The organism is Microbacterium sp. LjRoot205 (genome assembly GCF_056175745.1).
This window is the reverse complement of the sequence record NZ_JBGFFH010000009.1, coordinates 136770-158381: the sequence shown is the minus strand read 5'-3', so window position 1 is coordinate 158381 and position 21612 is coordinate 136770. Positions and strand designations below refer to the sequence as shown.

General features: G+C 67.6%; 22 protein-coding genes. 13 read left to right on the top strand and 9 right to left on the bottom strand.

Features of this window, described 5'->3' with window-relative positions:
- Positions 1 to 41 precede the first annotated feature (41 nt).
- The 5 genes from mtrA (at position 42) to hpf (ending at position 5674) form a co-directional block, all read left to right on the top strand.
- On the top strand, positions 42 to 722 hold the full coding sequence (gene mtrA / locus AC04ME_RS16355) for an MtrAB system response regulator MtrA (protein WP_042541929.1): 681 nt from the start codon (positions 42 to 44) through the stop codon (positions 720 to 722).
- A 7-nt stretch (positions 723 to 729) separates the two neighbouring features.
- Positions 730 to 2406, top strand: a complete 1677-nt coding sequence (gene mtrB, locus AC04ME_RS16350) for an MtrAB system histidine kinase MtrB (RefSeq protein WP_042541928.1) — start codon at positions 730 to 732, stop codon at positions 2404 to 2406.
- Entirely contained in the window at positions 2403 to 4121 is a 1719-nt protein-coding gene (locus AC04ME_RS16345) for an LpqB family beta-propeller domain-containing protein (RefSeq protein ID WP_042541927.1), read from the top strand. The genes mtrB and AC04ME_RS16345 overlap by 4 nt, the downstream gene beginning before the upstream one ends.
- A gap of 109 nt (positions 4122 to 4230) precedes the next feature.
- Positions 4231 to 4923, top strand: a complete 693-nt coding sequence (locus tag AC04ME_RS16340) for a ComF family protein (protein ID WP_475436034.1) — start codon at positions 4231 to 4233, stop codon at positions 4921 to 4923.
- Between the two features lie 94 nt (positions 4924 to 5017).
- Positions 5018 to 5674: a ribosome hibernation-promoting factor, HPF/YfiA family gene (gene hpf / locus AC04ME_RS16335; protein ID WP_042541925.1), complete on the top strand. Its 657-nt coding sequence runs from the start codon at positions 5018 to 5020 to the stop codon at positions 5672 to 5674.
- Between the two features lie 65 nt (positions 5675 to 5739).
- On the opposite strand, the gene AC04ME_RS16330 is transcribed toward hpf, so the two are convergent.
- Both AC04ME_RS16330 and AC04ME_RS16325 read right to left on the bottom strand, forming a co-directional pair.
- Positions 5740 to 7077, bottom strand: a complete 1338-nt coding sequence (locus AC04ME_RS16330; protein WP_079112592.1) for a coiled-coil domain-containing protein — start codon at positions 7075 to 7077, stop codon at positions 5740 to 5742.
- 63 nt (positions 7078 to 7140) lie between these two features.
- On the bottom strand, positions 7141 to 7743 hold the full coding sequence (locus tag AC04ME_RS16325; protein WP_079112593.1) for a PadR family transcriptional regulator: 603 nt from the start codon (positions 7741 to 7743) through the stop codon (positions 7141 to 7143).
- 164 nt (positions 7744 to 7907) lie between these two features.
- Here AC04ME_RS16325 and secA point away from each other — a divergent pair, with 164 nt between their 5' ends.
- Together secA and AC04ME_RS16315 are read left to right on the top strand one after the other, a co-directional pair.
- Positions 7908 to 10715 (top strand): preprotein translocase subunit SecA, encoded by a 2808-nt coding sequence (gene secA / locus AC04ME_RS16320; protein WP_475436031.1) that lies wholly within the window; start codon positions 7908 to 7910, stop codon positions 10713 to 10715.
- A gap of 68 nt (positions 10716 to 10783) precedes the next feature.
- Positions 10784 to 12010 carry a pyridoxal phosphate-dependent aminotransferase gene (locus tag AC04ME_RS16315; protein WP_475436030.1) on the top strand — a complete coding sequence of 409 codons (1227 nt, stop codon included), beginning with the start codon at positions 10784 to 10786 and terminating at the stop codon, positions 12008 to 12010.
- Here AC04ME_RS16315 and AC04ME_RS16310 read toward each other — a convergent pair.
- Together AC04ME_RS16310 and AC04ME_RS16305 are read right to left on the bottom strand one after the other, a co-directional pair.
- Positions 11934 to 13175, bottom strand: coding sequence for a CpaE/TadZ family protein (locus tag AC04ME_RS16310; protein WP_475436028.1), 1242 nt, complete (start codon positions 13173 to 13175; stop codon positions 11934 to 11936). The two genes, AC04ME_RS16315 and AC04ME_RS16310, sit on opposite strands and share 77 nt — an antisense overlap.
- Complete coding sequence (locus AC04ME_RS16305) at positions 13172 to 13792, bottom strand: SAF domain-containing protein (RefSeq protein WP_475436026.1); 621 nt, start codon at positions 13790 to 13792, stop codon at positions 13172 to 13174. Before AC04ME_RS16305 ends, AC04ME_RS16310 begins: the two co-directional genes overlap by 4 nt.
- 97 nt (positions 13793 to 13889) lie before the next feature.
- On the opposite strand from AC04ME_RS16305, the gene AC04ME_RS16300 reads away from it, so the two are divergent.
- Positions 13890 to 14168: a helix-turn-helix domain-containing protein gene (locus AC04ME_RS16300; protein ID WP_042541919.1), complete on the top strand. Its 279-nt coding sequence runs from the start codon at positions 13890 to 13892 to the stop codon at positions 14166 to 14168.
- Here AC04ME_RS16300 and AC04ME_RS16295 read toward each other — a convergent pair.
- Entirely contained in the window at positions 14156 to 14767 is a 612-nt protein-coding gene (locus tag AC04ME_RS16295; RefSeq protein ID WP_475436024.1) for a hypothetical protein, read from the bottom strand. The two genes, AC04ME_RS16300 and AC04ME_RS16295, sit on opposite strands and share 13 nt — an antisense overlap.
- Positions 14768 to 14894: 127 nt before the next feature.
- Here AC04ME_RS16295 and AC04ME_RS16290 point away from each other — a divergent pair, with 127 nt between their 5' ends.
- Both AC04ME_RS16290 and AC04ME_RS16285 read left to right on the top strand, forming a co-directional pair.
- A complete protein-coding gene (locus AC04ME_RS16290; protein WP_181164351.1) occupies positions 14895 to 15281 on the top strand; it encodes an Rv3235 family protein in 387 nt (128 codons plus the stop codon).
- A gap of 24 nt (positions 15282 to 15305) precedes the next feature.
- Positions 15306 to 16790 (top strand): sensor histidine kinase, encoded by a 1485-nt coding sequence (locus tag AC04ME_RS16285; RefSeq protein WP_042541917.1) that lies wholly within the window; start codon positions 15306 to 15308, stop codon positions 16788 to 16790.
- A 75-nt stretch (positions 16791 to 16865) separates the two neighbouring features.
- Here AC04ME_RS16285 and AC04ME_RS16280 read toward each other — a convergent pair whose 3' ends face one another.
- On the bottom strand, positions 16866 to 17114 hold the full coding sequence (locus AC04ME_RS16280; protein WP_028503730.1) for a WhiB family transcriptional regulator: 249 nt from the start codon (positions 17112 to 17114) through the stop codon (positions 16866 to 16868).
- A 235-nt stretch (positions 17115 to 17349) separates the two neighbouring features.
- Here AC04ME_RS16280 and AC04ME_RS16275 point away from each other — a divergent pair, with 235 nt between their 5' ends.
- Positions 17350 to 17733 (top strand): hypothetical protein, encoded by a 384-nt coding sequence (locus AC04ME_RS16275; RefSeq protein ID WP_042541916.1) that lies wholly within the window; start codon positions 17350 to 17352, stop codon positions 17731 to 17733.
- 3 nt (positions 17734 to 17736) lie between these two features.
- Here the strand turns inward: AC04ME_RS16275 and bcp are convergent, their stop codons facing one another.
- Genes bcp through aroA form a run of 3 tightly spaced genes read right to left on the bottom strand, consistent with a single transcriptional unit; the run spans position 17737 to position 20615 of the window.
- Positions 17737 to 18210 (bottom strand): thioredoxin-dependent thiol peroxidase, encoded by a 474-nt coding sequence (gene bcp / locus AC04ME_RS16270; RefSeq protein ID WP_475436020.1) that lies wholly within the window; start codon positions 18208 to 18210, stop codon positions 17737 to 17739.
- A gap of 9 nt (positions 18211 to 18219) precedes the next feature.
- Positions 18220 to 19293 (bottom strand): ribosome small subunit-dependent GTPase A, encoded by a 1074-nt coding sequence (gene rsgA / locus AC04ME_RS16265; RefSeq protein WP_042541914.1) that lies wholly within the window; start codon positions 19291 to 19293, stop codon positions 18220 to 18222.
- Positions 19290 to 20615, bottom strand: a complete 1326-nt coding sequence (aroA, locus tag AC04ME_RS16260; protein ID WP_475436018.1) for a 3-phosphoshikimate 1-carboxyvinyltransferase — start codon at positions 20613 to 20615, stop codon at positions 19290 to 19292. The genes rsgA and aroA overlap by 4 nt, the downstream gene beginning before the upstream one ends.
- 69 nt (positions 20616 to 20684) lie before the next feature.
- On the opposite strand from aroA, the gene AC04ME_RS16255 reads away from it, so the two are divergent.
- Together AC04ME_RS16255 and AC04ME_RS16250 are read left to right on the top strand one after the other, a co-directional pair.
- Positions 20685 to 21347 carry a sigma-70 family RNA polymerase sigma factor gene (locus tag AC04ME_RS16255; protein ID WP_042541912.1) on the top strand — a complete coding sequence of 221 codons (663 nt, stop codon included), beginning with the start codon at positions 20685 to 20687 and terminating at the stop codon, positions 21345 to 21347.
- Positions 21344 to 21589: a zf-HC2 domain-containing protein gene (locus AC04ME_RS16250; protein ID WP_042541911.1), complete on the top strand. Its 246-nt coding sequence runs from the start codon at positions 21344 to 21346 to the stop codon at positions 21587 to 21589. Before AC04ME_RS16255 ends, AC04ME_RS16250 begins: the two co-directional genes overlap by 4 nt.
- The last annotated feature ends 23 nt before the right edge of the window (positions 21590 to 21612 follow it).

The window sequence follows — 21612 nt, the reverse complement described above, 5'->3', positions numbered from 1 at the left end:
GACATGGGGGCTGTGGTACTGAGTGCCATAAGGTAACAGTTATGACCTCACGCATTCTTGTGGTCGACGACGACACCGCGCTCGCCGAGATGATCGGCATCGTGCTGCGCACCGAGGGCTTCGAGCCGGTGTTCTGCGCCGACGGTGCGCGGGCGGTCGATGAATGGCGCGCACAGCGCCCGGACCTCGTGCTGCTCGACCTGATGCTTCCAGGCATGGACGGCATCGAGATCTGCTCCCGGATCCGCGCCGAATCCGGCGTCCCTGTGATCATGCTCACCGCCCGCAGCGACACGGCAGATGTGGTGCGAGGGCTCGAGGTCGGAGCCGACGACTACATCGTCAAGCCCTTCAACCCGAAGGAGCTCGTCGCGCGCATCCGTACGCGGTTGAGGCCTACGTCGCAGAACGTGGGGGAGCAGCTGCGAGTGGGAGACCTCACCGTCGACGTCGATGCCCATGAGGTGCGCCGTGGCACGGCTCCCATCGCCCTGACACCTCTGGAGTTCCAGCTGCTCGTCGCGCTGGCTTCGAAGCCGCAGCAGGTGTTCTCGCGAGAGATGCTGCTCGAGCAGGTCTGGGGCTATCACTACAAGGCCGACACGCGCCTGGTGAACGTGCACGTGCAGCGCCTGCGGGCGAAGGTCGAGCTCGACCCGGACAACCCCAAGATCGTCATGACGGTGCGGGGCGTCGGCTACCGTGCCGGGGGCGCGGGCTAGGACCACGATGGCCGCGACCACAGCGACCACCACCGCGGTCGCTGTCATCCGCGACTGGCGTGGTTGGCCGACCGTCCTCCGGGCGCTGTGGCGCAGTTCCCTGCGGTTCCGAACGCTGACGATCACGCTTCTGCTGACGTCGACGGCGATCCTGATCACCTGCGTGACCATGGCGCTCGTGATCCAGAGCGATCTCTTCGAGTCGCGCAAGAACGAAGCGCTCGAAGATGCGGCGCGCTCGGTGAATCAGGCTCAGGCGACCCTCGACGCCACTGCGCTCGGCGACGATCCGGCCGCCCTCCCCGAACTCTGGGACAGCGTGCAGGAAGACCTGGGACGCAATTCGACGGCCGAGGGCCTCGCCGGATTCCGCATGGAGGTCGACCCGGACATCCCGCTCAACGGCTTCACCGCAGGGCTCAGCGACAATCTGATCAGCTCCGGGCTGAGAAACAGGGTGGTCGAGTTCGACGATTGGCAGTCGTGGCAGTCCGTGTCGCTCGAGGTCGGCGGTCGGGAAGTCCCAGGGATCATCGTCGGCCAGCAGCTGCGAGTGCCCGAGGCCGGTCCGTTCGCGATCTACTTCGCCTACGACCTGGCCGATGCCGACAACACCCTGCTGTTCGTGCAGCGCACCCTCTGGGTCGCCGGCATCGGCCTCGTCGCCATCGTCGCCGCGATCTCCTTCATCGTTCTCCGCACGGTGTCGACCCCCATCGTCGAGGCCGCCGAGACGAGCGCGCGACTGGCCTCGGGCGACCTCGGAGTCCGCATCGACGTGCACGGCGAAGATGAGATCGCCACGCTCGGACGCTCCTTCAACGCCATGGCCGACAGCATCGAGTCCCAGATCAAAGAACTGGGCGAGCTGTCGCTCGTGCAGCAGCGCTTCGTGTCGGATGTGTCGCACGAGTTGCGGACTCCGCTCACCACGATCCGTCTCGCGGCCGACATGCTGAACGACCAGCGGGGTGCCTTCGACCCGACGACCGCACGCACCACCGAACTCCTCCACACGCAGGTGCAGCGGTTCGAGACTCTGCTGTCGGACCTGCTCGAGATCAGTCGCTACGACGCGGGCTCCGTGCAGCTCGAACTCGAGGCCACGAGTCTCGCGCATCTCGCCGAGGACATCATCGAGCAGATGCAGCCTCTCGCCGACGACCGGGGCAGCGAGCTGAGGCTCGTGGCACCGGGCGGGTACTCGCCGGTCGACATGGATCCGCGACGTGTGCGCCGAGTGCTTCGCAACCTGATCGGCAACGCGATCGAGCACGGCGAGGGCAGGCCGATCGTGGTCACCGTCGACAGCAACCAGCACGCCGTGGCCGCCGGTGTCCGGGACTTCGGTCTCGGCATGGATCCGGCCGATGCGGAGCGGGTGTTCGACAGATTCTGGCGGGCGGACCCCTCTCGCCAGCGCACGCTGGGGGGCACGGGGCTCGGACTGTCGATCGCGCTCGGCGACGCGACTCTGCACGGTGGATCGCTCGATGTCTGGTCCGAGCTCGGGGTCGGCACGAACTTCGTGCTGACACTGCCTCGTCGGGGTGACGCGACGGAGGGCCCTTCGCCCATCCCCATCGAGCCTCAGGAGCGTCTCGGCGAACCCGGCGACGCCACGCAGCCGATCCAGCTCGCCGACGTTCCGGCCGAGCTCTTCGATCGAGGGAGCATCGAATGACGGCCAGGACCCGACGCACGCTGCGCGGGCTCGCTATCGCGACAGCTGCGCTTCTCCTGTCTGCGTGCACGGGCCTCCCGACGACCGGAGACGTACAGAGGGGCAATCCGCTCGGGGCGTCCCCGGAGGGTCAGGACTTCCTCCCGCTCGCCTCAGATCCCGTCGACGGCGCAGGCCCGGAGGAGATCGTCGAGGGCTTCATGGAAGCGGCGATCACTCCCGCTGACAACTGGGACACCGCTCGGAGATTCCTCACCCCGGAACTCGCGTCGACCTGGCGTCCGAACACCGGGGTGTCGATCGACGTGAGCGCCGCGACGCGTTCGTTCGTCTCGAACGTCGAGGACGACAGCGAGGCGGAGGACGGAGACACCGCCGACGTGCGAGTCGCCTTCGACCAGATAGCCAGCGTCGACGCGACCGGGGCCTACTCCGAGGCCTTCGGCGCCTCCAACTCCGCCTTCGTGGTCGAGCGCACGAAGGGCCAGTGGCGGATCGCCGAGGCTCCGGACGGTGTGGTGATCGACGAGTCGAGGTTCGCGCGGGTCTATGACGACTACGCACTGCAGTACTTCGACCAGACCTGGGAGCGTCTCGTGCCCGACGTGCGCTGGTTCCCCAGACGCGCCACGGTCGCCACGACCATCGCGCAGTCGCTGATCGGCGGGGCACCGCGGCCGTGGCTCGACCCCGCCGTGCAGAGCGCGTTCCCACAGGAAGTGCAGCTCGCCCGCGACGCCGTTCCGATCGACCCGGATCAGATCGCCGATGTCGCACTGAACCGAGCGGCCCTCGGTCTCGACCCCACGACCCTCGCACGCATGCGCACGCAGCTTCAGGCCACCCTCGTCGCTGCGGGGGTGCAGATCGACCAGGTGCGTTTCACGGTCGACGGGCGGGCGTTGGAAGCCGGTGTCGTCGAGGTCGTGACCGATACGGCGGATGCAGGCAGTCTCGTGATCAAGGACGGGACGTTCGGGATGCTGGTGGGTGGCGAGATCACCCCGATCCCGGGTGTCACGGATCAGATCCTCAACGCGGGTCAGCCGGTCACAGCGATCGACGTGTCGGTCGACAGCTCTCGCGCGGCCGTGCAGCTGATCGACGGGCATGTGTGGCTCGCTGGAGACGGCGGCTTCGATGAACTGGATGCGCGCCCGTCGCTGGTGCGGCCGTCGCTGGACCCCTACGACTACACCTGGTCGGTGCCCTCGAATGCGCCTGCCGCTCTGCAGGCGATCGGGAGCGACGTCGCCCCGCAGACCATCGCGGGCGCGTGGCCCGAGGCGTCGACGGTCTCCGCCATCCGAGTCTCCGCCGATGGCGCCCGAGTGGCTGCAGTCGTCGTGATCGGAGGAGAACGCTGGATCGTCGTCTCCTCGGTGATCCGCGACGAGACAGGACTGCCCACCGAACTCGGCCCGACCGAGCCGATCGCGCAGCTCGACGGCAGCGCCGTGGGGCTGGTCTGGCTGGGGGCCGACCGCCTGGGCCTGCTGACCGACCCGGGCGACCGGATGGTCGTCACGCAGGTGGTCGGAGGGCCGGGCGAGACCGAGGTCGGCCCGACGGGCGCGGTGTCGATCGCGGGTGCGCGAGCCGCCACCGGCCTGCGGGTCCTCGGCGCCGAGGGTGCTGTGTTCGCGCGAACCGGGTCGGCGTGGAGCGAATCGGTCACGGGAGTCTCGCTTCTCGCCACCCGAGCAGGTCACTGAGCGCGACTGCCTCTGCACGGCGGGCCTGTGAGGGCTGAGCACTCACAGCCGGCGGGTTCCGCACAGGGGCTGCGGTCAGAGGCCTCGGCCGGTGCGGCAGGATCGACGGATGCTCTCGCATCCGCTCGCCCGTGCCATCGGTGTGGAGGTGCTCGCTCTGCTGCTCGCAGCGACCTGCGCAGGCTGCGGTCGCCCTGAGACGATGCTGTGCGACGCGTGTCGAGAGGGCATCCGAGCAGCGCCCTTGATGCGACGCACGCCGAGCGGCCTGCTCGTCCGGGCCGCCATGCCGTTCGAGTCCATCGCGTCCCGGTGCATCCGCAGGCTCAAGGATGACGGCGAGACGATGCTCGCGCGCCCGCTCGGAGCGGCGTTGGGTGAGGTTCTCGCGGGCGTCGTCGATGCGCAGGTCGAGCTCGATGACCCGGTGCGTCTGGTGCCGATCCCCACGTCGCAGAGTGCGTTCCGACGACGGGGGTACCGGGTTCCCGATCTGCTGATCAGGCGGGCGGGTGCGGCGCCGGATCGCCTGCTCGTGCGGAGGGGGCGACGTGCGGATCAGCGCGGACTCGACTCGGCGAGCAGGGCGGAGAACGTGCGGGGGAGCATGCGATCACGACCGGCCACCGGGGGCGGGGCGATCGTGCTCGTGGACGACGTCGTGACCACGGGAGCGACTTTCGACGAAGCGGCTCGCACGCTGAGAGAGGCCGGCGCCCGGGTCGTCTCGGCGGTCGCGCTCGCCGCGACACCCCGTCTCGGCGAACGGAATGCGAACGCATCGGAGACACGCAGCAAATGACCCGTGACATCGGAGGTCAGGCGGACTACCGTTGGGGGTCACAAGGCGACCACGGTCCGCCCTTGGCCGGGAGGACCGGGACAAGGAGGCAGCAATGGAAACGAGCATCGTTGGCGTCGGGGTGGGTATCACCGACCGATTCCGCACCGTTGTCGAAGAGAAGATCGCCAAGATCCAGACGTTCGCGTCCCGTGCGCAGCGGCTGGATGTCAAAGTCACCCACCGGGTGTATCGCAACGGTCATGTGCCGGATGAGACCGTCGAGCTGACGCTCATCAGCAAGGGGCCCGTCGTTCGCGCCGAGGCCACGGACGGAGACAAGTTCGTCGCACTCGACATGGCCGTCGACAAGATGGCCGAACAGCTTCGTCGGGCCAAGGAGAAGCGAGTCGACGGACGCCAGCATCCGCGTGGGGCGCACTTCGAGAAGGAGAGCGGTGCGCTCGAGGGCATCGACGTCCAGCCGGCATCGGTGGAGGTCCTTCGCGCGGTCGCGACGGGCGCTGTGCCGATCCAGAACGACGACGACGAGGTCTACTCGCCGGTGGTCATCCGCACCAAGAACTTCGGAGCGGAATGGATGACCGTCGAAGAGGCCGTCGACCGGATGGAGCTGGTCGGGCACGACTTCTTCCTGTTCGTCGACGTGCGCACCGATCACCCGAGCGTCGTCTACCGCCGCAAGGGCTGGGACTACGGTGTGATCGCGCTCGAGACGCAGGCTCCGCCCACTGAGGCACTCGCCTCCTGAGGCTGATACGACGACGGCCCGGCTCCAGAAGGAGTCGGGCCGTCGTCATGTGCTGAGGATGCGGGTCAGTCGAAGATTCCGTCGAGAATGCTCCCGATGACCAGGCCGCCCAGAATCCCGGAGGCGACGTCGCTGCCCCCGCCGCGTCGGCCGCCGCCGCTCCAGCCGCCTCCGCCCCAGCCGTCGCCGCCACCCCAACCCTGGTCCTGCGGACGGGATGAATCGATGTCCCGCTGCGCGAGCTGCAGGGCTTCCGAGGCGAGGTGCGCGACGCGCCGAGCGCTGGCCAGCGCTTCATCGCGGGTCTCTTCCGCCGGAAGCAGGTCTGAGAGATCGACGCGCAGCCTCTCGGCCTCTGCGAGGCGAGTGCGGGCATCCGCACCGATCCAGCCCCTGTGCCCTGCGATGAGTCCGCGAGCGACGCCCAGCTGACGATCCGCGTCGTCGATCGCGTGCTGCACCTGCTGGATGCTGGGCAGCGGGTGCGCTTCACGGTGGCGGGCGGTGGCGATCGCATCGTCGAGCGCGGTGTTCGCCTCGCGCAGCCGCGACAATTCCGCGAAGGGGTCACCGGGTGAGCCTGCGGGCGACAGTGCGCTGAGTGCGTCCTGGAGGGCGGAGACCGCAGCGGTGACCGCCGGCACCTGCGGAGCGGTCCGGGCTGCGATGAGGTCACTGCGCGAGTCAGCGACGACCTCCGCGAGGGTCGACTCCGCGCGCAGCGCCTCGATCTCGAAGTCCTCGACGGCATCCAGCAGAGCGGAGGCGCGGCGCGTCGCCTCGGTCGCGGTCTCGAGGGCGAGGTTCGCCTCCTCGTTCTGCTTCGCGGCGCGTCGACGCTCCGACACGGCGGCGCCATGAGTGGCGAAGGCGATCAGCTGCTCGGCTTCCGCGGCGCTGGCCGCGATCTGGTGCATCGCCGAATCCGCGTATCGCGAGGAGAGGCGGGCGACGGTCTCGTTGGTCTGCGGGATCCGCGCGCTCAGCGTCTCGGCATCCGCTCGCACCTGGGCGATGACCTCGGGCGCTCGACGCACCTTCGAGATCGATGTCGCGAGGTCCGACGTCTTCTCATCGAGCAGGTCCTGCGCCCAGTCGCACAGCTGCATGATCCGCGCGTTGCGGGTGCGGAGCTCCTCTGGAGTGTCGGGGATCTCGTCGTGGTTGAGCTGGTGGAGCTGAAAAGCCTCGCGCAGGTGAGTGCGCACCGCGCTCAGCGCCTTCTTCAGATCCCGAGTCAGCTGCTCGCCGAGCTCGGCCTCCGCGAACGCCAACTCGTCGGAGGTGCTCCTGATGCGCTCGTCAGCGGAGACGAGTGCCTGCTCTGCGCGGCGAGCCAGGTCGGCGTCCTGTGCGGCCAGTTGTTCCTGCTCGCGCTTGCGTCTGCCCCATATTCCAGCCATAGGACTGATCCTAGTTTCCCGGGCGACGTCACTGGCTGTGCATACGCTTGAGGCGAACTGCGCTCAGGCGAGCGCCGCGACCTCTGTCCTCGACGGACGGCCGCGCTTCGGTCGCTCGGTCGTGAGCTCCAGAGCGAGCGCGTGCTGGGGATGCTGTGCGAGACGGGTCTGCACATGGTCGAGCCAGCGGAGCTCTGCCTCTGCGGTGAAGATCATCGAGTCGACGACGAGCGACCACGCGAGCCCCTGGGGACTGTCGTCCTCGCGTGACTCCCTCGCCGTGGTGAGCTCCCCGAGATGCTCTTCAGACGCCGCGCGCTGGGTCTCGATCACGCGAGTCGCATCCGCGCCGGGAAGCGTCGCCGCGACGGCCAGCTTGATCGCGAGCTCGTCGCGGGTGGCCTGGCTCCGCGCGACGGGGGAGGCCAGCCAACGGTCGACCTCGAACGACCCGGCGTCGGTGATCTCCCAATACACGTGGCCCTGCAGATCGGCGGCTCCACGCTCGACGAGTCCGTCGCGCTCGAGGCGCTCGAGCGTGTTGTAGATCTGACCGACGTTGAGCGGCCAGACCGAGCCGGTGCGTCGGTCGAACTCGTGACGGAGCTGGTAGCCGTAGCAGGGGCCCTGCGCGAGGATCGCGAGCAGACTCTGTCGGACCGACATGTGGACCTCCCGGTGTCGAGGAACAATATATACATACTCGGAAACGTCATGGCGGCGCGCCATGCGGACGACGTCCAGGTCACGGACGGGTAACATGACAAGGTATGCCTGGCACGCGCCCGACAAGCGGCGCCGCCGGAACCATCGACAGGGAGATGACATCTGTGGCGAATCCTCTTGAGAAGCTGCTGCGCGCTGGAGAAGGGCGGGTCATCCGTCGCCTGAACCAGGTGGTCAAGGCCGTGAACGCGCTGGAAGAGGACATCTCCAAGCTCACGGACGACGAACTGCGCAACGAGACCGCCGAGCTGCGCGAGCGGTTCGCGAAGGGCGAGTCTCTCGACCAGCTCATGCCCGAGGCGTTCGCCGCGGTGCGTGAGGCGGCGAAGCGCACGCTCGGCATGCGTGCGTACGACGTGCAGATCATGGGTGGTGCCGCACTCCACCTCGGCAACATCGCCGAGATGAAGACCGGTGAGGGAAAGACCCTGGTCGCCACATTCCCGGCTTACCTGAATGCGATCGCGGGCGAGGGCGTCCACGTGATCACGGTAAACGACTTCCTCGCGAGCTACCAGGCCGAGCTCATGGGCCGCGTGTACCGGGCACTCGGCATGTCGACGGGCATCATCGTCTCCGGTCAGACGCCGGCTGTCCGCCGCGAGCAGTACGCGTCTGACATCACCTACGGGACGAACAACGAGTTCGGCTTCGATTACCTTCGCGACAACATGGCGTGGCGCAAGGAAGACCTCGTCCAGCGTGAGCACTACTTCGCGATCGTCGACGAGGTCGACTCGATCCTCATCGACGAGGCTCGGACGCCGTTGATCATCTCGGGCCCCTCGTCAGGTGAGGCCAACCGCTGGTTCGCCGAGTTCGCGAAGATCGCCCGCACCCTCGAAGCAGGCGTCGACTACGAGGTCGACGAGAAGAAGCGCACCGTCGGCGTGCTCGAACCCGGCATCGAGAAGGTCGAGGACTACCTCGGCATCGACAACCTCTACGAGTCCGCGAACACCCCGCTGATCTCGTTCCTCAACAACTCGATCAAGGCTCTCGCGCTCTTCAAGAAGGACACCGACTACGTCGTCATGAACGACGAGGTCATGATCGTCGACGAGCACACCGGCCGCATCCTGGTCGGCCGCCGCTACAACGAGGGCATCCATCAGGCCATCGAGGCGAAGGAGGCCGTGCCGGTCAAGGCCGAGAACCAGACTCTCGCCACCGTCACGCTGCAGAACTATTTCCGTCTCTACGACAAGCTCGCCGGCATGACCGGTACCGCCGAGACCGAGGCGGCCGAGTTCATGTCGACCTACAAGCTCGGCGTCATCCCGATCCCCACGAACCGGCCGATGATCCGCAAGGATCAGTCGGATCTGGTCTACAAGAACGAGACCGCCAAGTTCGCCCAGGTCGTCGAGGACATCGCCGAGCGCCACGCGAGCGGCCAGCCGGTGCTGGTCGGCACCGTCAGCGTGGAGAAGAGCGAGTACCTGTCGCGACTCCTCGCGAAGAAGGGCGTCAAGCACGAGGTCCTGAACGCGAAGAACCACGCGCGCGAGGCCGAGATCGTGGCACGCGCCGGACGCCTCGGCGCCGTCACCGTCGCCACCAACATGGCCGGCCGTGGAACCGACATCATGCTCGGCGGCAACGCCGAGTTCCTCGCCGTGCAGGAACTCAAGGGCAGAGGGCTCGACCCGGTCGAGACGCCCGAGGAGTACGAGGTCGCGTGGGACGAGACCTACGAGTCGATGAAGGCGATCGTGGCCGAGGAGGCCGAGAAGGTCATCGAGGCCGGCGGCCTCTACGTCCTGGGCACCGAGCGCCACGAGTCGCGTCGGATCGACAATCAGCTGCGAGGCCGTTCCGGTCGTCAGGGCGACCCGGGTGAGAGCCGCTTCTACCTGAGCCTCACCGACGACCTGATGCGTCTCTTCCAGTCGGGGGCCGCCGAGGCGATCCTGGCTCGAACCAACTTCCCCGACGACGTCCCGATCGAGTCGGGTCTCGTGTCGCGGGCCATCCGCAGCGCCCAGTCGCAGGTCGAGTCCCGCAACGCCGAGATGCGAAAGAACGTCCTCAAGTACGACGACGTCCTGAACCGTCAGCGTGAGGCGATCTACGCCGACCGTCGTCACATCCTGCAGGGCGACGACATCGCCGACCGGGTGCAGCACTTCATCGAAGACGCGATCAGCGGCGTGGTGCGGGATCACACAGGCGAGGGGCACAACGAGAGCTGGGACTTCGACGCACTCTGGACGGAGCTCAAGACGCTCTACCCGGTCAGCGTGACGATCGACGAGGTCGTGTCCGAGGCCGCCGGCCGCAAGGGCGGTATCACTGCGGACGGTCTGACCCGCGAACTGCTCTCGGACGCGAAGATCGCCTACGAGACCCGCGAAGAGTCGCTCGGAGAAGCGGCCACCCGCGAGCTCGAGCGTCGTGTCGTGCTCCAGGTGCTCGACCGTCGCTGGCGCGATCACCTCTACGAGATGGACTATCTCAAAGACGGCATCGGTCTTCGCGCGATGGCGCAGCGCGACCCGCTCATCGAGTACCAGCGCGAGGGCTACGCGATGTTCCAGTCGATGATGGGTCAGATCAAGGAGGAGTCCGTCGGGTACCTCTACAACCTCGAGGTCGAGGTCCGCCGGGCGGGCGACTCGCAGACTGCCGAGGTCGAGGCCAAGGGCCTCGCCAAAGGCGGCGGAGACCAGCGCCTCGAGTACTCAGCGGCGAACGATGCCGGCGAGGTCGAGGTCCGAGACGACCGAGGACAGGTTCAGCAGGCTGCGACCGAGAAGCTCCGTCAGGCGGCTGCCGCGCGTCAGGCGCCGGCCGAGCCGGCCGAGGCCGAGGATGCTCCGCGCGGTGCGTTCGGCCAGCGCACGGAGGCCCCCGCAGCACCTGCCGGCAACCGTGAGCAGCGCCGGGCGCAGAGCAAGAAGAAGAAGTAGCCAGGAAGTTCGATGAGGGGCCGGTCCGGATGGATCGGCCCTTCTTCGCGTCATTGTAGGCTTGCGCAATGACACCAACGCGCCACTTCGACCAGTCGTCGAAGCTCAAGAACGTCCTGTACGAGATCCGTGGAAACACGCTCGTCGAGGCGGCGCGGCTCGAGGCCGAGGGACACCGGATCCTCAAGCTCAACACGGGAAACCCCGCCATCTTCGGCTTCGAGGCACCCCACCAGATCGTGCACGACATGCTCGCGGCGCTTCCGACCGCGCACGGATACAGCGACAGCAAGGGGATCATCTCGGCACGCCGCGCCGTGGTCAGCCGGTATGAGGAGATCCCCGGGTTCCCCCGGTTCGATCCCGAGGACGTCTTCCTCGGAAACGGCGTGTCCGAGCTCATCACGATGACGATGCAGGCGCTCCTCGACGAGGGCGATGAGGTGCTCATCCCGGCCCCCGACTATCCGCTGTGGACTGCCATGACGAGTCTGGCTGACGGCACTCCCGTGCATTACCTCTGCGACGAGGACAACGGCTGGCAGCCCGACCTCGAGGACATCCGATCGAAGATCACTCCTCGCACCAAAGCACTCGTGATCATCAACCCCAACAACCCGACCGGCGTGGTCTACTCTCGCGAGGTCCTCGAGGGGATGGTTCAGATCGCGAGGGAGAACCAGCTGCTGCTGCTGTCCGATGAGATCTACGACCGCATCGTGTTCGACGGTGCGGTGCACATCCCGACAGCCACGCTCGCGCCTGATCTCCTGTGCCTGACGTTCAACGGGCTCTCGAAGACCTATCGAGTCGCCGGATTCCGGTCCGGATGGCTTGTGATCACCGGGCCGCAGGACCACGCGAAGGGGTTCCTCGAGGGGATCAACCTCCTCGCGTCCACGCGCCTCTGCCCGAACGTCCCCGCGCAGTACGCGGTGCAGGCGGCTCTCGGGGGAGTGCAGTCGATCGATGCGCTGATCGCTCCGACCGGACGCCTGCACGAGCAGCGCGACATCGCGTGGGAGGGGCTCGAGTCGATTCCCGGTGTCTCCTGCGTCAAGCCGGTCGGTGCCCTCTACGCCTTCCCTCGTCTCGACCCGAATGTCCACGACATCAGGGACGATGCGAAGCTGGTCTACGACCTGTTGGTCTCCGAGCACATCCTTCTCGTGCAGGGGACCGGCTTCAACTGGCCGACGCCCGACCACCTCAGGCTGGTCACGCTCCCCGAGCCTCGCGTGCTCGCAGAAGCCGTCGAGCGCCTCGGGAACTTCCTCTCGAGCTACCGCCAGTAGACGTGTGCGACGTCACCGAGGTGTACGTCTCGGCGATGCGACGCACGCCGGCGATCAGGGTCGAACGCGGGGTGAGGTCTGCCATCGGGCGGGCGTGCAGCAGAGCGGAGTCAGCGGCGCGCTGATCGAACGGCAGGAACGCGATGTCGGTGATGCCCGCGAATCTCTCGAGAGCGCGCCGGATCTGACCACGCGCGTCGATGCCCAGGGGGCCGGGTCGGACGCGGTTCACCACGACCCTGATGGGCGTGGGGGCCGTGAGTCGTCGGAGCTCGGCATGCTCCCTCACGAAGCGACTGATGCCGAGCGGGTCGGCCGACGCGACCGCGATGATCGCATCCGCCTCCTGCAGCGCCGCGACCGTGGCCGCGTGACGGCGCGGTCCGGCGAGGTCGTAGGTCGCTTCGTCGTCCGCGTCGAAGGCGCTCGCCACGTCGACGACGGTCTCCTCCGCCCAGCTGCGGCAGGCGCGCAGAGTGGTCTGCAGACGACTCGCTCCGAGTTCCGGCCAGCGCCCTGGCCGATTGATGCCGCCGAGGACCTCGATCTCGCCTGCGCTCGTCGCGAGGATCGTCGCCAGCCTCGTGAGCTCGGCTGAGTCGAGTGCGCCGAGTTCTGCGCGTCGGCACGCGGCGGCGATGCCGGGCGCATCGTCGCTGAGCCCCAGAAGCAGCGCAAGTGACGGAGCGACGGTGTCGGCATCGACCAGGGCGGCGCGCCGCCCCGTCCGGCAGAGTTCGACGGCGAGTTGGATCGCGATGGTCGACCTGCCAGGGGCGCCGGAGGGGCCCCAAACGACCGTGACGCGATGCGGAGGTGATGCTTCATGCCCGGTGATGCGCGGGATATCAGCGGTGAGTGCTGCCGCGACTTCCCAGCCGTTCGCATCCGCCGGAAGCGCGGTGGTGAGTCCGTAGCGTCCGAGCAGCCTGCTGTCGCTGTCGCCGAGCGGGATGATCCGCACGCCAGCCCTGTCGCACTCGGCGACGAGCTCGGATGTCAGAACGGCACGGGTGGCGACGACGATGGCCGCATCGACGCCTTCGGGCAGAGGAAGGACTCTGTTCGGCGGCACGACGGAGACCACATTGATCCCCTCCATCTCGAGCTCGTCGGCCAGACCTCGCGCGCGGGCTTCCGGAACAGCGACGATGACCGAGGTCATGAGGTCGAACCGATCGGCACGACCGAGAGGACAGAGCCGCCGGTGATCGCGGCCAGCACCTCGGCGACATCCGCTCGGTCGATCACGACCTCGGCGGTCGTGCCGTCGGCCGAGAGCATCCCCTCCGCCTTCGTGACCGATGTGACGATGGCGTCGGCCACGAGGATACGAGGCGGACCCTGACTGCCACCGTCGTCGACCGGTGGCGAATGCCAGAGCTCGATGACGCTCCCGGCGGCGACATCGGCCGGGATCCCCGTGCTGCTCTCGACGACGATCGTGGTCGTCCTGTTGGCATCGGCGCTCTCAGCGGCAGAGGTGGCCAGGAGCTCTCCTGCGAAGACCGTGCGGGACGCGACCTGGCCGGCGTGCAGCTCTTGCGGTGCCAGGTAGCGGTCCGTCACCGTGCCGAGTCCGACTTCGACCACTTGGAAGTCTTCTGAGACGAGCGCTTCACCGAGGGCGATCGTGCGCGTCGCCTGAAGCACCGGCGTCGTGGTGCCGGAGGAGGAGACGACGGCCCACACGCCGCCGATCGACAACGCGACGACCGCGATGCCGATCAGAAAACGGGCGTCACCCCAGATGGTGCGGCGGGAACGGACGAACTTGCTCATGTCGACATGGTCACAGAAATCGATGAGCCCGCTCGAGACTTATCCACAGCATCGGATCGGCGCTGGTGCTCCGGCACGGCAGGAGGACAATGGGAGCATGCCTCATTCCTCTCAGCCCGCGCAGGGCTTCCTCGCGCCGGCCCAGGTGGCGGAGCTGCTGAGCATCGAGGTCGACGAAGTCATCGAGCTCGTCTACGAGGGGCGTCTGCGCGGGTCCAAGCTCGGCGCACCGGCCAGATGGCGCATCGAGGAGTCGAGCCTTTCGGAGTATCTCGACGAGCAGTCGGAAGAGGCCAGACGGATGGCCCTGTGGCGTCAGGCCAACGAGGCGAGCTTCCCGGAGGTCTGGGGTACATCCCGCCGTCACGGCATCTGATCTCCGACGGTCTGCACCGAGGACACCGCGGCGAACGGGATGATCTGAAAGCTGCGGACGGCCGAGGCGATCCGCGCCTCGCCAGGATCATGCAGAGCGAGGTCCAGATGATCCGCTCCCGCCCTGTCGATCGTTCCGTGCATGTCGGAGTCGTCGACGCTGACTATTCGCACCGGCACCCGCCGCCTGGCGAGATCACGCAGAACGAAGCCGAGCGACATGCGCTCGCGGAGCACAGGCGCGAAGCCGTCATGCTCGTCCAGACTGGACAGCAGCAGGCCATGATCGACGGTCAGCCCGCGCACCGCGTGCAAAGGAACGATCAGGGTCGACCGCGTCGTGGTCGATTCCTCGGCCTGCGCGATCGTCGCGGCGATCCAATCCGAGCCGAGCGCGTCGAGCCGGGCCCGCACACGAGTTCCGCCGGGCAGGTCGATGGTCGTCGGAGCTGCTGCGGAGCAGAGAACCCTGAGACGGCTGCGAAGCTCGAGTCGCGAGATGCGCAATCGTTCGGATTCGGCATCCAGCGCCGCGCGCTCGCTCTCCCACTCCGAGGCGAGCTGGCCTTCGAGGTCTTCGAACAGTCGATCCCAGTGCACGCGCCCCACCGTAAGCGATGTCCGGGAAGGCATGTACGAGTTATCCACATAGATCCCGAACGCGACCCGAACGGCGACTGGACGCATGCTCTACTTGGCGCAGTCTTCCCGATGGAGAGTGCCTCAGATGATGCTTCACGAGTACTTCGCACCGCAGCCGACGCCTCGCGCCGAGCTGCCGGATCCGCATCCGCTGCTGCGGAGCCTCACACAGGGCGTGCTCGAGGTGCTCGCGGGAGTCAGAGAAGTCGATCAGCTCGCCCGCTGGTTCAATGAAGACGCTTACCGGAGCCTGGTGACGCGGGCGAACCTCTCGGCGAGGGCGCGCAGCGCGAGGGGGGTCTCGCCTGCGCGCCCGACTTTCGAGATCCTCTCGATCCGCGTGACAGAACCCGTCGACGGCAAGGTCGAAGCAGTCGTCGTCGTCGCGGGGCCGGGCCGCACCCGGGCGGTGGCGATCCGTCTCGAAGGACTCGACCGTCGCTGGCGTGCGACGTCGCTGGCCGTTCTCTGAGGCTGCGCGCTCTAGGCTGGTGGGGTGTCAACGCTCAGCGACCTCGCCAATGCCCAGGGCCGTCTTGCCGACAACGATGTCGAGTGGCTGCACCGACTCGCCGGTGACGGTCAGCTCCTCGCGGACCTCGCTTCGGCGGACATCGTGGTCTGGATCGAGACCGACGACGGATCGTTCGTCGCCGTCGCGCACGCGCGTCCGAGTGGAGCAGCCACCCTTTTCTATCGGGACATCGTCGGCGAGCGGGTGCGCCCTCAGTGGCGTACGCAGGTGCAGGGGGCGTTCGAATCCGCGGAGATCGTCGACTCGTCGTCGCCGGACTGGTTCGAAGAGACCCCGACGCGTGTTCGAGCTGTGCCGATCGTCAACGAACGTCGCGGCGGAGAGCACCAGGCCGTGGTCATCGGCGTCGTCACCCGGCACACGAACCTCGGCGAGGCCCGGACCCCGTCTCGGCAGCAGATCACGTTCGACGAGTGCGCCAACGACCTCTTCCGCATGATCGCCGACGGAAGCTTCCCGGATCCGGCGGCTCCGACCTCCCCTCGCCGCGGCGCGCCGCGCGCGTCCGACGGCCTGATCCGCATCGACGTCGACGGGATCACGACGTTCGCAAGCCCGAACGCACTCTCGGCGTTCAATCGCATGGGGTTCGATGACGAGCTCGAGGGCGAATCCCTCGCAGAGGTCACCACGAGGCTCGTGCCGCCGTCCCGACAGGTCGACGAGTCCCTGCCCGTCGTCGTGACCGGACGCGCACCGTGGCGGACCGACATCGAAGCGCGCGGTGTCACCGTGTCGCTGCGCGCGATCCCGCTCAAGGATCACGGAACCCGCATCGGCGCCATCCTGCTGTGCCGGGATGTCTCGGAGCTGCGCCACCAGGAGCAGGAGCTGATCACCAAGGACGCGACGATCCGCGAGATCCACCACCGAGTCAAGAACAATCTGCAGACTGTCGCGTCGCTGCTTCGGATCCAGGCACGACGCACGCACTCCGACGAGGCGCGCGATGCGCTGACCCAGGCGATGAGACGCGTCGACTCGATCGCCGTCGTGCACGACACGCTCGCCCAGGGCCTGACCCAGAAGGTCGACTTCGACGAGGTGTTCCATCGCGTCCTCAAGCTCGTGGCCGAGGTCGCATCGGCACCGAACACCCGCGCGCGCACACGCTCGACCGGTCGCTTCGGCGTCCTGCCGAGCGAGTATGCCACGCCGCTGGCTCTCGCTCTCACCGAGGTCGTCACGAATGCCGTGGAGCACGGTCTCGCAGGGCAAGAGGGCATGGTCACGATCGACGCGGCGCGCACCGAGGAGAATCTGCGCGTCACGGTGCATGACACCGGCAAGGGCCTGCCGGAGGGGCGGATCGGTCAGGGGCTGGGAACGCAGATCATCCGCACCCTCATCCAGGGCGAGCTCAGCGGCTCGATCGAATGGCGGGGGAGCGAAGGCGAGGGCACCGAGGTCGTCATCGACATCCCGCTTCGCTGGCTCACGAAATAGGCGGAGGATCGGCCGCAGCGTCGAGCGGAGACACAGAAGCGGCCCGCGACATCGTCTCGGGCCGCTTCTCGATGTTCAGGAGGCGCGGCGGGCGCGAGCGGCGCGGCGCTTGAGCGCACGGCGCTCGTCTTCGGAGAGGCCTCCCCACACGCCCGAGTCCTGGCTGGACTCGAGGGCGTACTGCAGGCAGATCTCGGTCACCGTGCAGGTGGCGCAGACGGTCTTCGCCTTCTCGATCTGGTCGACGGCCGGACCGGTGTTCCCGACAGGGAAGAACAGCTCGGGGTCGACAGTCAGGCAGGCGGCCTTATCGCGCCAGTCCATGGGGGCTCCTCGGTGTGGTGTTTCAGAAATCGTCGCATTGCGACGACTCGGATTTCGGGTGCAGATCGGGTTCAGCTACCCTGTATGAGATACGGACGGATGCCCGCTTTCTGTGATGCGAGCGCGAAGCCCGCCCCACGCCGCTGTGGGAGCACATGACGCTGTCTATTCTGTTACATGAAACCGGCGAAATCAAGGGTTTCCGCCGTTCTCATTCGATTCTCAGGAGACAACTGTGCGCTCACCCGGCCTCGCTCTGGCGGCTTCCGCGGTTCTCGCGGCAGAGGGCGCCGCATTGATCGTGTTCGCCCTCATCGAGCTCGTCGGTCTCGGCGCAGGTGATGCCGCGTCGCTGCCGACGGCGCTCGCCCTCATCGTGCTGACGCTCATCGGCGCTGTCGCTCTCATCGCATTCGCCATCGGAACCAGGACGGGCCATTCGTGGGCACGCTCGGGTGGGGTCGTCTTCCAGGTGCTCGCCGTGGCGCTCGCGCTCGCCTCGCTGACGCTGCAGCCGATCGCCTGGGCGTTCACCATCGGCGTCGGGCTGCCGGCGCTGCTGTGCTTCGCGCTGCTGATCGCGAGCACGCGCGCCGAGAACGAGCGCCCGGCGGAGTGACTCTCAGGCGTCGATGCCGAGCAGCTTGCGCAGTCGGGCGACGTGCCCTGTCGCCTTGACGTTGTACTGAGCGAGGGTGATCGTTCCCTGCTCATCGAGAACGAAGGTCGAGCGGAGGACTCCTTCTACGACCTTGCCGTAGTTCATCTTCTCGCCCCAGGCTCCGTATGCGGTGTGCACGGCGTGGTCCGGGTCGCTGAGAAGGGTGAAGGTGAGGCCGTCGCGCTCGCGGAATTCGGCGAGCTTCGCAGGCTCGTCACGCGAGACCCCGATCACGCGGTACCCGGCGCCCTCGAGAGAGGAGATGCTGTCGCGGAAGTCGCAGGCCTGCGTCGTGCACCCTGGCGTCATCGCGGCCGGATAGAAATAGAGCACCGTCTTCTGGCCGCGCAGATCGTCGAGTCGGACGGTCGCGCCGTCTTGGTCGAGAAGAGCGAAGTCGGGGGCAGCGGATCCGGAGTCGAGGCGCACAGTCACACGTCCAGCCTACCGGCCGGGCGTCTGCTCGGCCTTGTCGGCGAACGTCTGCAGAAGCCTCTGCAGCGAGTCCAGGCGCGCTCGCCCGGTCTCGCTCAGCTCGCCGCTCTCGGCCGCTTCGATGAGTGCGCAATCCGGAGCATCCGCGAGGTGCGTGCATCCGCGCGGGCACTTCTCGGCGATCTCCGCCAGCTCGGTGAAGGCGGCGAGGATGTTCGCGGGGTTCACATGCCCGAGACCGAAGGAGCGGACGCCGGGGGTGTCGATCACCCAGCCGTTGCCCTCCGGGCTGACGTATCGCAGCGATACGGTCGACGAAGAGGTGTGCCGGCCACGTCCGGTGACCTGGTTGACGTGCCCCGTCGCGCGCAGAGCGCTGGGCACCAGAGCGTTCACGAGCGTCGACTTGCCCACACCCGAATGCCCGACGAAGACCGTGGAGTGCCCGACGAGGGCAGCGCCGATCTCGTCGACGGGCATCTCGTCCTGCGCACTGGTGAAGACGCGCAGATCGTCGAGTCCGTCGAAATGCGACAGGAAGGCGCTGGGGTCGGCCAGGTCCGTCTTCGTGACGACGAGGAGCGGGCGCACGCCGGCATCCAACGCGGCCACGAGGTAGCGGTCGACGAGGCGGGCACGCGGCTCGGGGTCGGCGGCGGCGACGACGACCAGCATCTGATCGGCGTTCGCGACGATCACCCGCTCGACCTGGTCGGTATCGTCGGCGCTGCGCCGAAGCAGGGAAGTGCGGTCGGCGATGCCGATGATCCGCGCCAGGGTGCCGTCTTCGCCTGAGATGTCGCCGACGACCTTGGCGTGATCACCGGTGACGATCGGGTTCCTGCGAAGCTCACGCGCCCGCGCGGCGGTGATCATGCGCTCGTCAGGCGTGTCCTCGTCGATCAGCACGGAGTAGCGACCACGGTCCACCCCGAGGACGCGGCCGATCTGAGCGTCGTCATGCGCAGGCCGTCGCTTGGTGCGAGGGCGGTTGGCCTTCGGGTTCGGGCGCGTGCGGATGCTGCTCTCGTCATAGTCCTCGAAGTCGTCGTCGAGGTCGTCGGAGTCGTCGAGCCAGCTCACGAGGATGCGCCTCGCAGCATTCGCTCCCAGAGGAGAGTGAACTCCGGAAGCGTCTTGGAGGTGGTGCCGATGTCATCGATCTCGACCCCGGGCACGCGCAGACCGATCAGGGCGCCCGTCGTCGCCATCCGATGGTCGTGGTGCGCCGCCCATCGGCCACCGTGCAGCTGTCGGGGAATGATGCGCAGGCCGTCGGAGAGCTCTTCCGCCTCGCCGCCGAGGGCGCGGATGTTGCCGACGAGCGCCGCGATGCGATCGGTCTCGTGGAGTCGGATGTGACCGATACCGCGGATCGTGGTGGGGCCGGACGCGAACGCCGCCAGTCCGACGAGCGTCGGGGTCAGCTCGCTCGCAGCCGAGAGGTCCATGTCGAGCCCGCGGATCTCGGACCCGGCCCGGACCGTCAGCGTTCCGCTGTGACGGCCGACGTGCGCGCCCATGGCCTGCAGGATCTCGGGAAGCAGAGCGCCGGGCTGGGTGGAGTGCACGGGCCACCCGGGCACCGACACCGCGCCCCCCGTGACCAGTGCAGCGGCGAGGAACGGCGCCGCGTTCGAGAGATCGGGCTCGATCGCGATCTCCTTGGCGCGTGGCACGCCCGCCTCTACGAGCCACTCACCTGTGGCTGGTCGCTCGATCCGGATGCCGCGACGGCTCAGCGCCTCGATCGTCATGTCGATGTGAGGCAGGCTCGGCAGATGATCGCCGGTGTGCACGAGGTGCAGGCCCACGTCGAAGCGCGGGGCGGCGAGCAGGAGTCCCGAGACGAACTGACTGGACGCCGAGGCGTCGATCTCGACGCGCCCTCCTCGGATGCGACCGTGGCCGCGGACGGTGAACGGCAGGGCCCACGTGCCCTCATCGTCGATGTCGACTCCGAGGTCGCGCAGCGCGCTGATGAGACCACCCATCGGTCGGTGCAGGGCCGTCTCGTGGGCAGTGAGGTGCACGTCGCGCTGGGCGAGCCCGGCCAGCGGCGCGATGAAGCGCATCACCGTGCCGGCCTGGCCGCAGTCGATCGTCGTGCCGCCCATGAGCTTGGCCGGCGTGATCGCGAGGTCGGGCCCGAACTCTCCGTTGCCGTCGATCTCCTCGATGCCGACGCCCAGGGCACGCAGGGCCTCGATCATGCGGCGGGAGTCGTCGGAGTGCAGAGGAGCGATGAGTCTGCCGGGTCCGTCCGCGATCGCGGCGATGATGAGCTCGCGATTGGTGAGCGATTTCGAGCCGGGGATCGTCACGGTCGCATGAACGGCTCCGGTGCTGATCGGCGCGACATAGACGCCCTGGACAGGGGAGGGGGAATACCTGTTGGCGCTCATCGGTTCCCACCTTAGTAAACGCGAGTGTCCGAACGATCGAATATGGGCGCACGCCGACAAGGAGAGAGCATGCTCGCAACGCTGGAACGCGAGTCGGTGGACCTCACCCGCCTAGACTGGCCGGTGATGGATGACACGGCAACCGCAGAGACGGTCAGCGACCCTCGGCGCGAATTCGAGGAACAGGCGATCCCGTTCATGGATCAGCTCTATGCCGCGGCGATGCGCATGACGCGCAACCCGGCGGACGCTGCTGACCTCGTGCAGGAGACCTTCGTCAAGGCATACGGGTCCTGGGCGACGTTCTCGCAGGGCACGAACCTGAAGGCGTGGCTGTACCGCATCCTCACCAACACGTACATCAACATCTACCGCAAGAAGCAGCGCGAGCCGTTCCAGGGCACGATCGACGAGCTCGAGGACTGGCAGATGGGCGGTGCCGAGTCGACCACCGCGTCGCACAGCCGTTCGGCCGAGGCGGAAGCCATCGACCACATGCCCGCATCGGTCGTCAAGGACGCGTTGCAGGCCGTTCCCGAGGACTTCAGGTTGGCGGTGTACCTCGCTGATGTCGAGGGCTTCGCGTATCAGGAGATCGCGGACATCATGAAGACCCCCATCGGCACCGTGATGAGCCGCCTGCACCGAGGCAGGCGCATGCTGCGGGAGCTGCTGGCTGAGTACGCCGCGGAGCGGGGAATCTCCACGGCCGACCCGAGGAGCAAGAAATGACCGACTGCGGCTGCGACAAGGCCCGCAAGGACCTCGAGGAGTACCTCCGCAACGAGGTGTGCAACACCGAGCACACCGAGATCCGCGAGCATCTCGAGAACTGCCCGTCCTGCCGGGATGAGGCGCTGGTGGCGACGACCCTCACCGAGGTCGTGGCGCGCGCGTGCAAGGAGACGGCACCCGAAGAGCTGCGTGACCAGGTGTTCGCTCGACTGCGTGAGGTGCAGGCCGCACAGCACTGAGGCGGGACCCGGTCCGTCGCGCC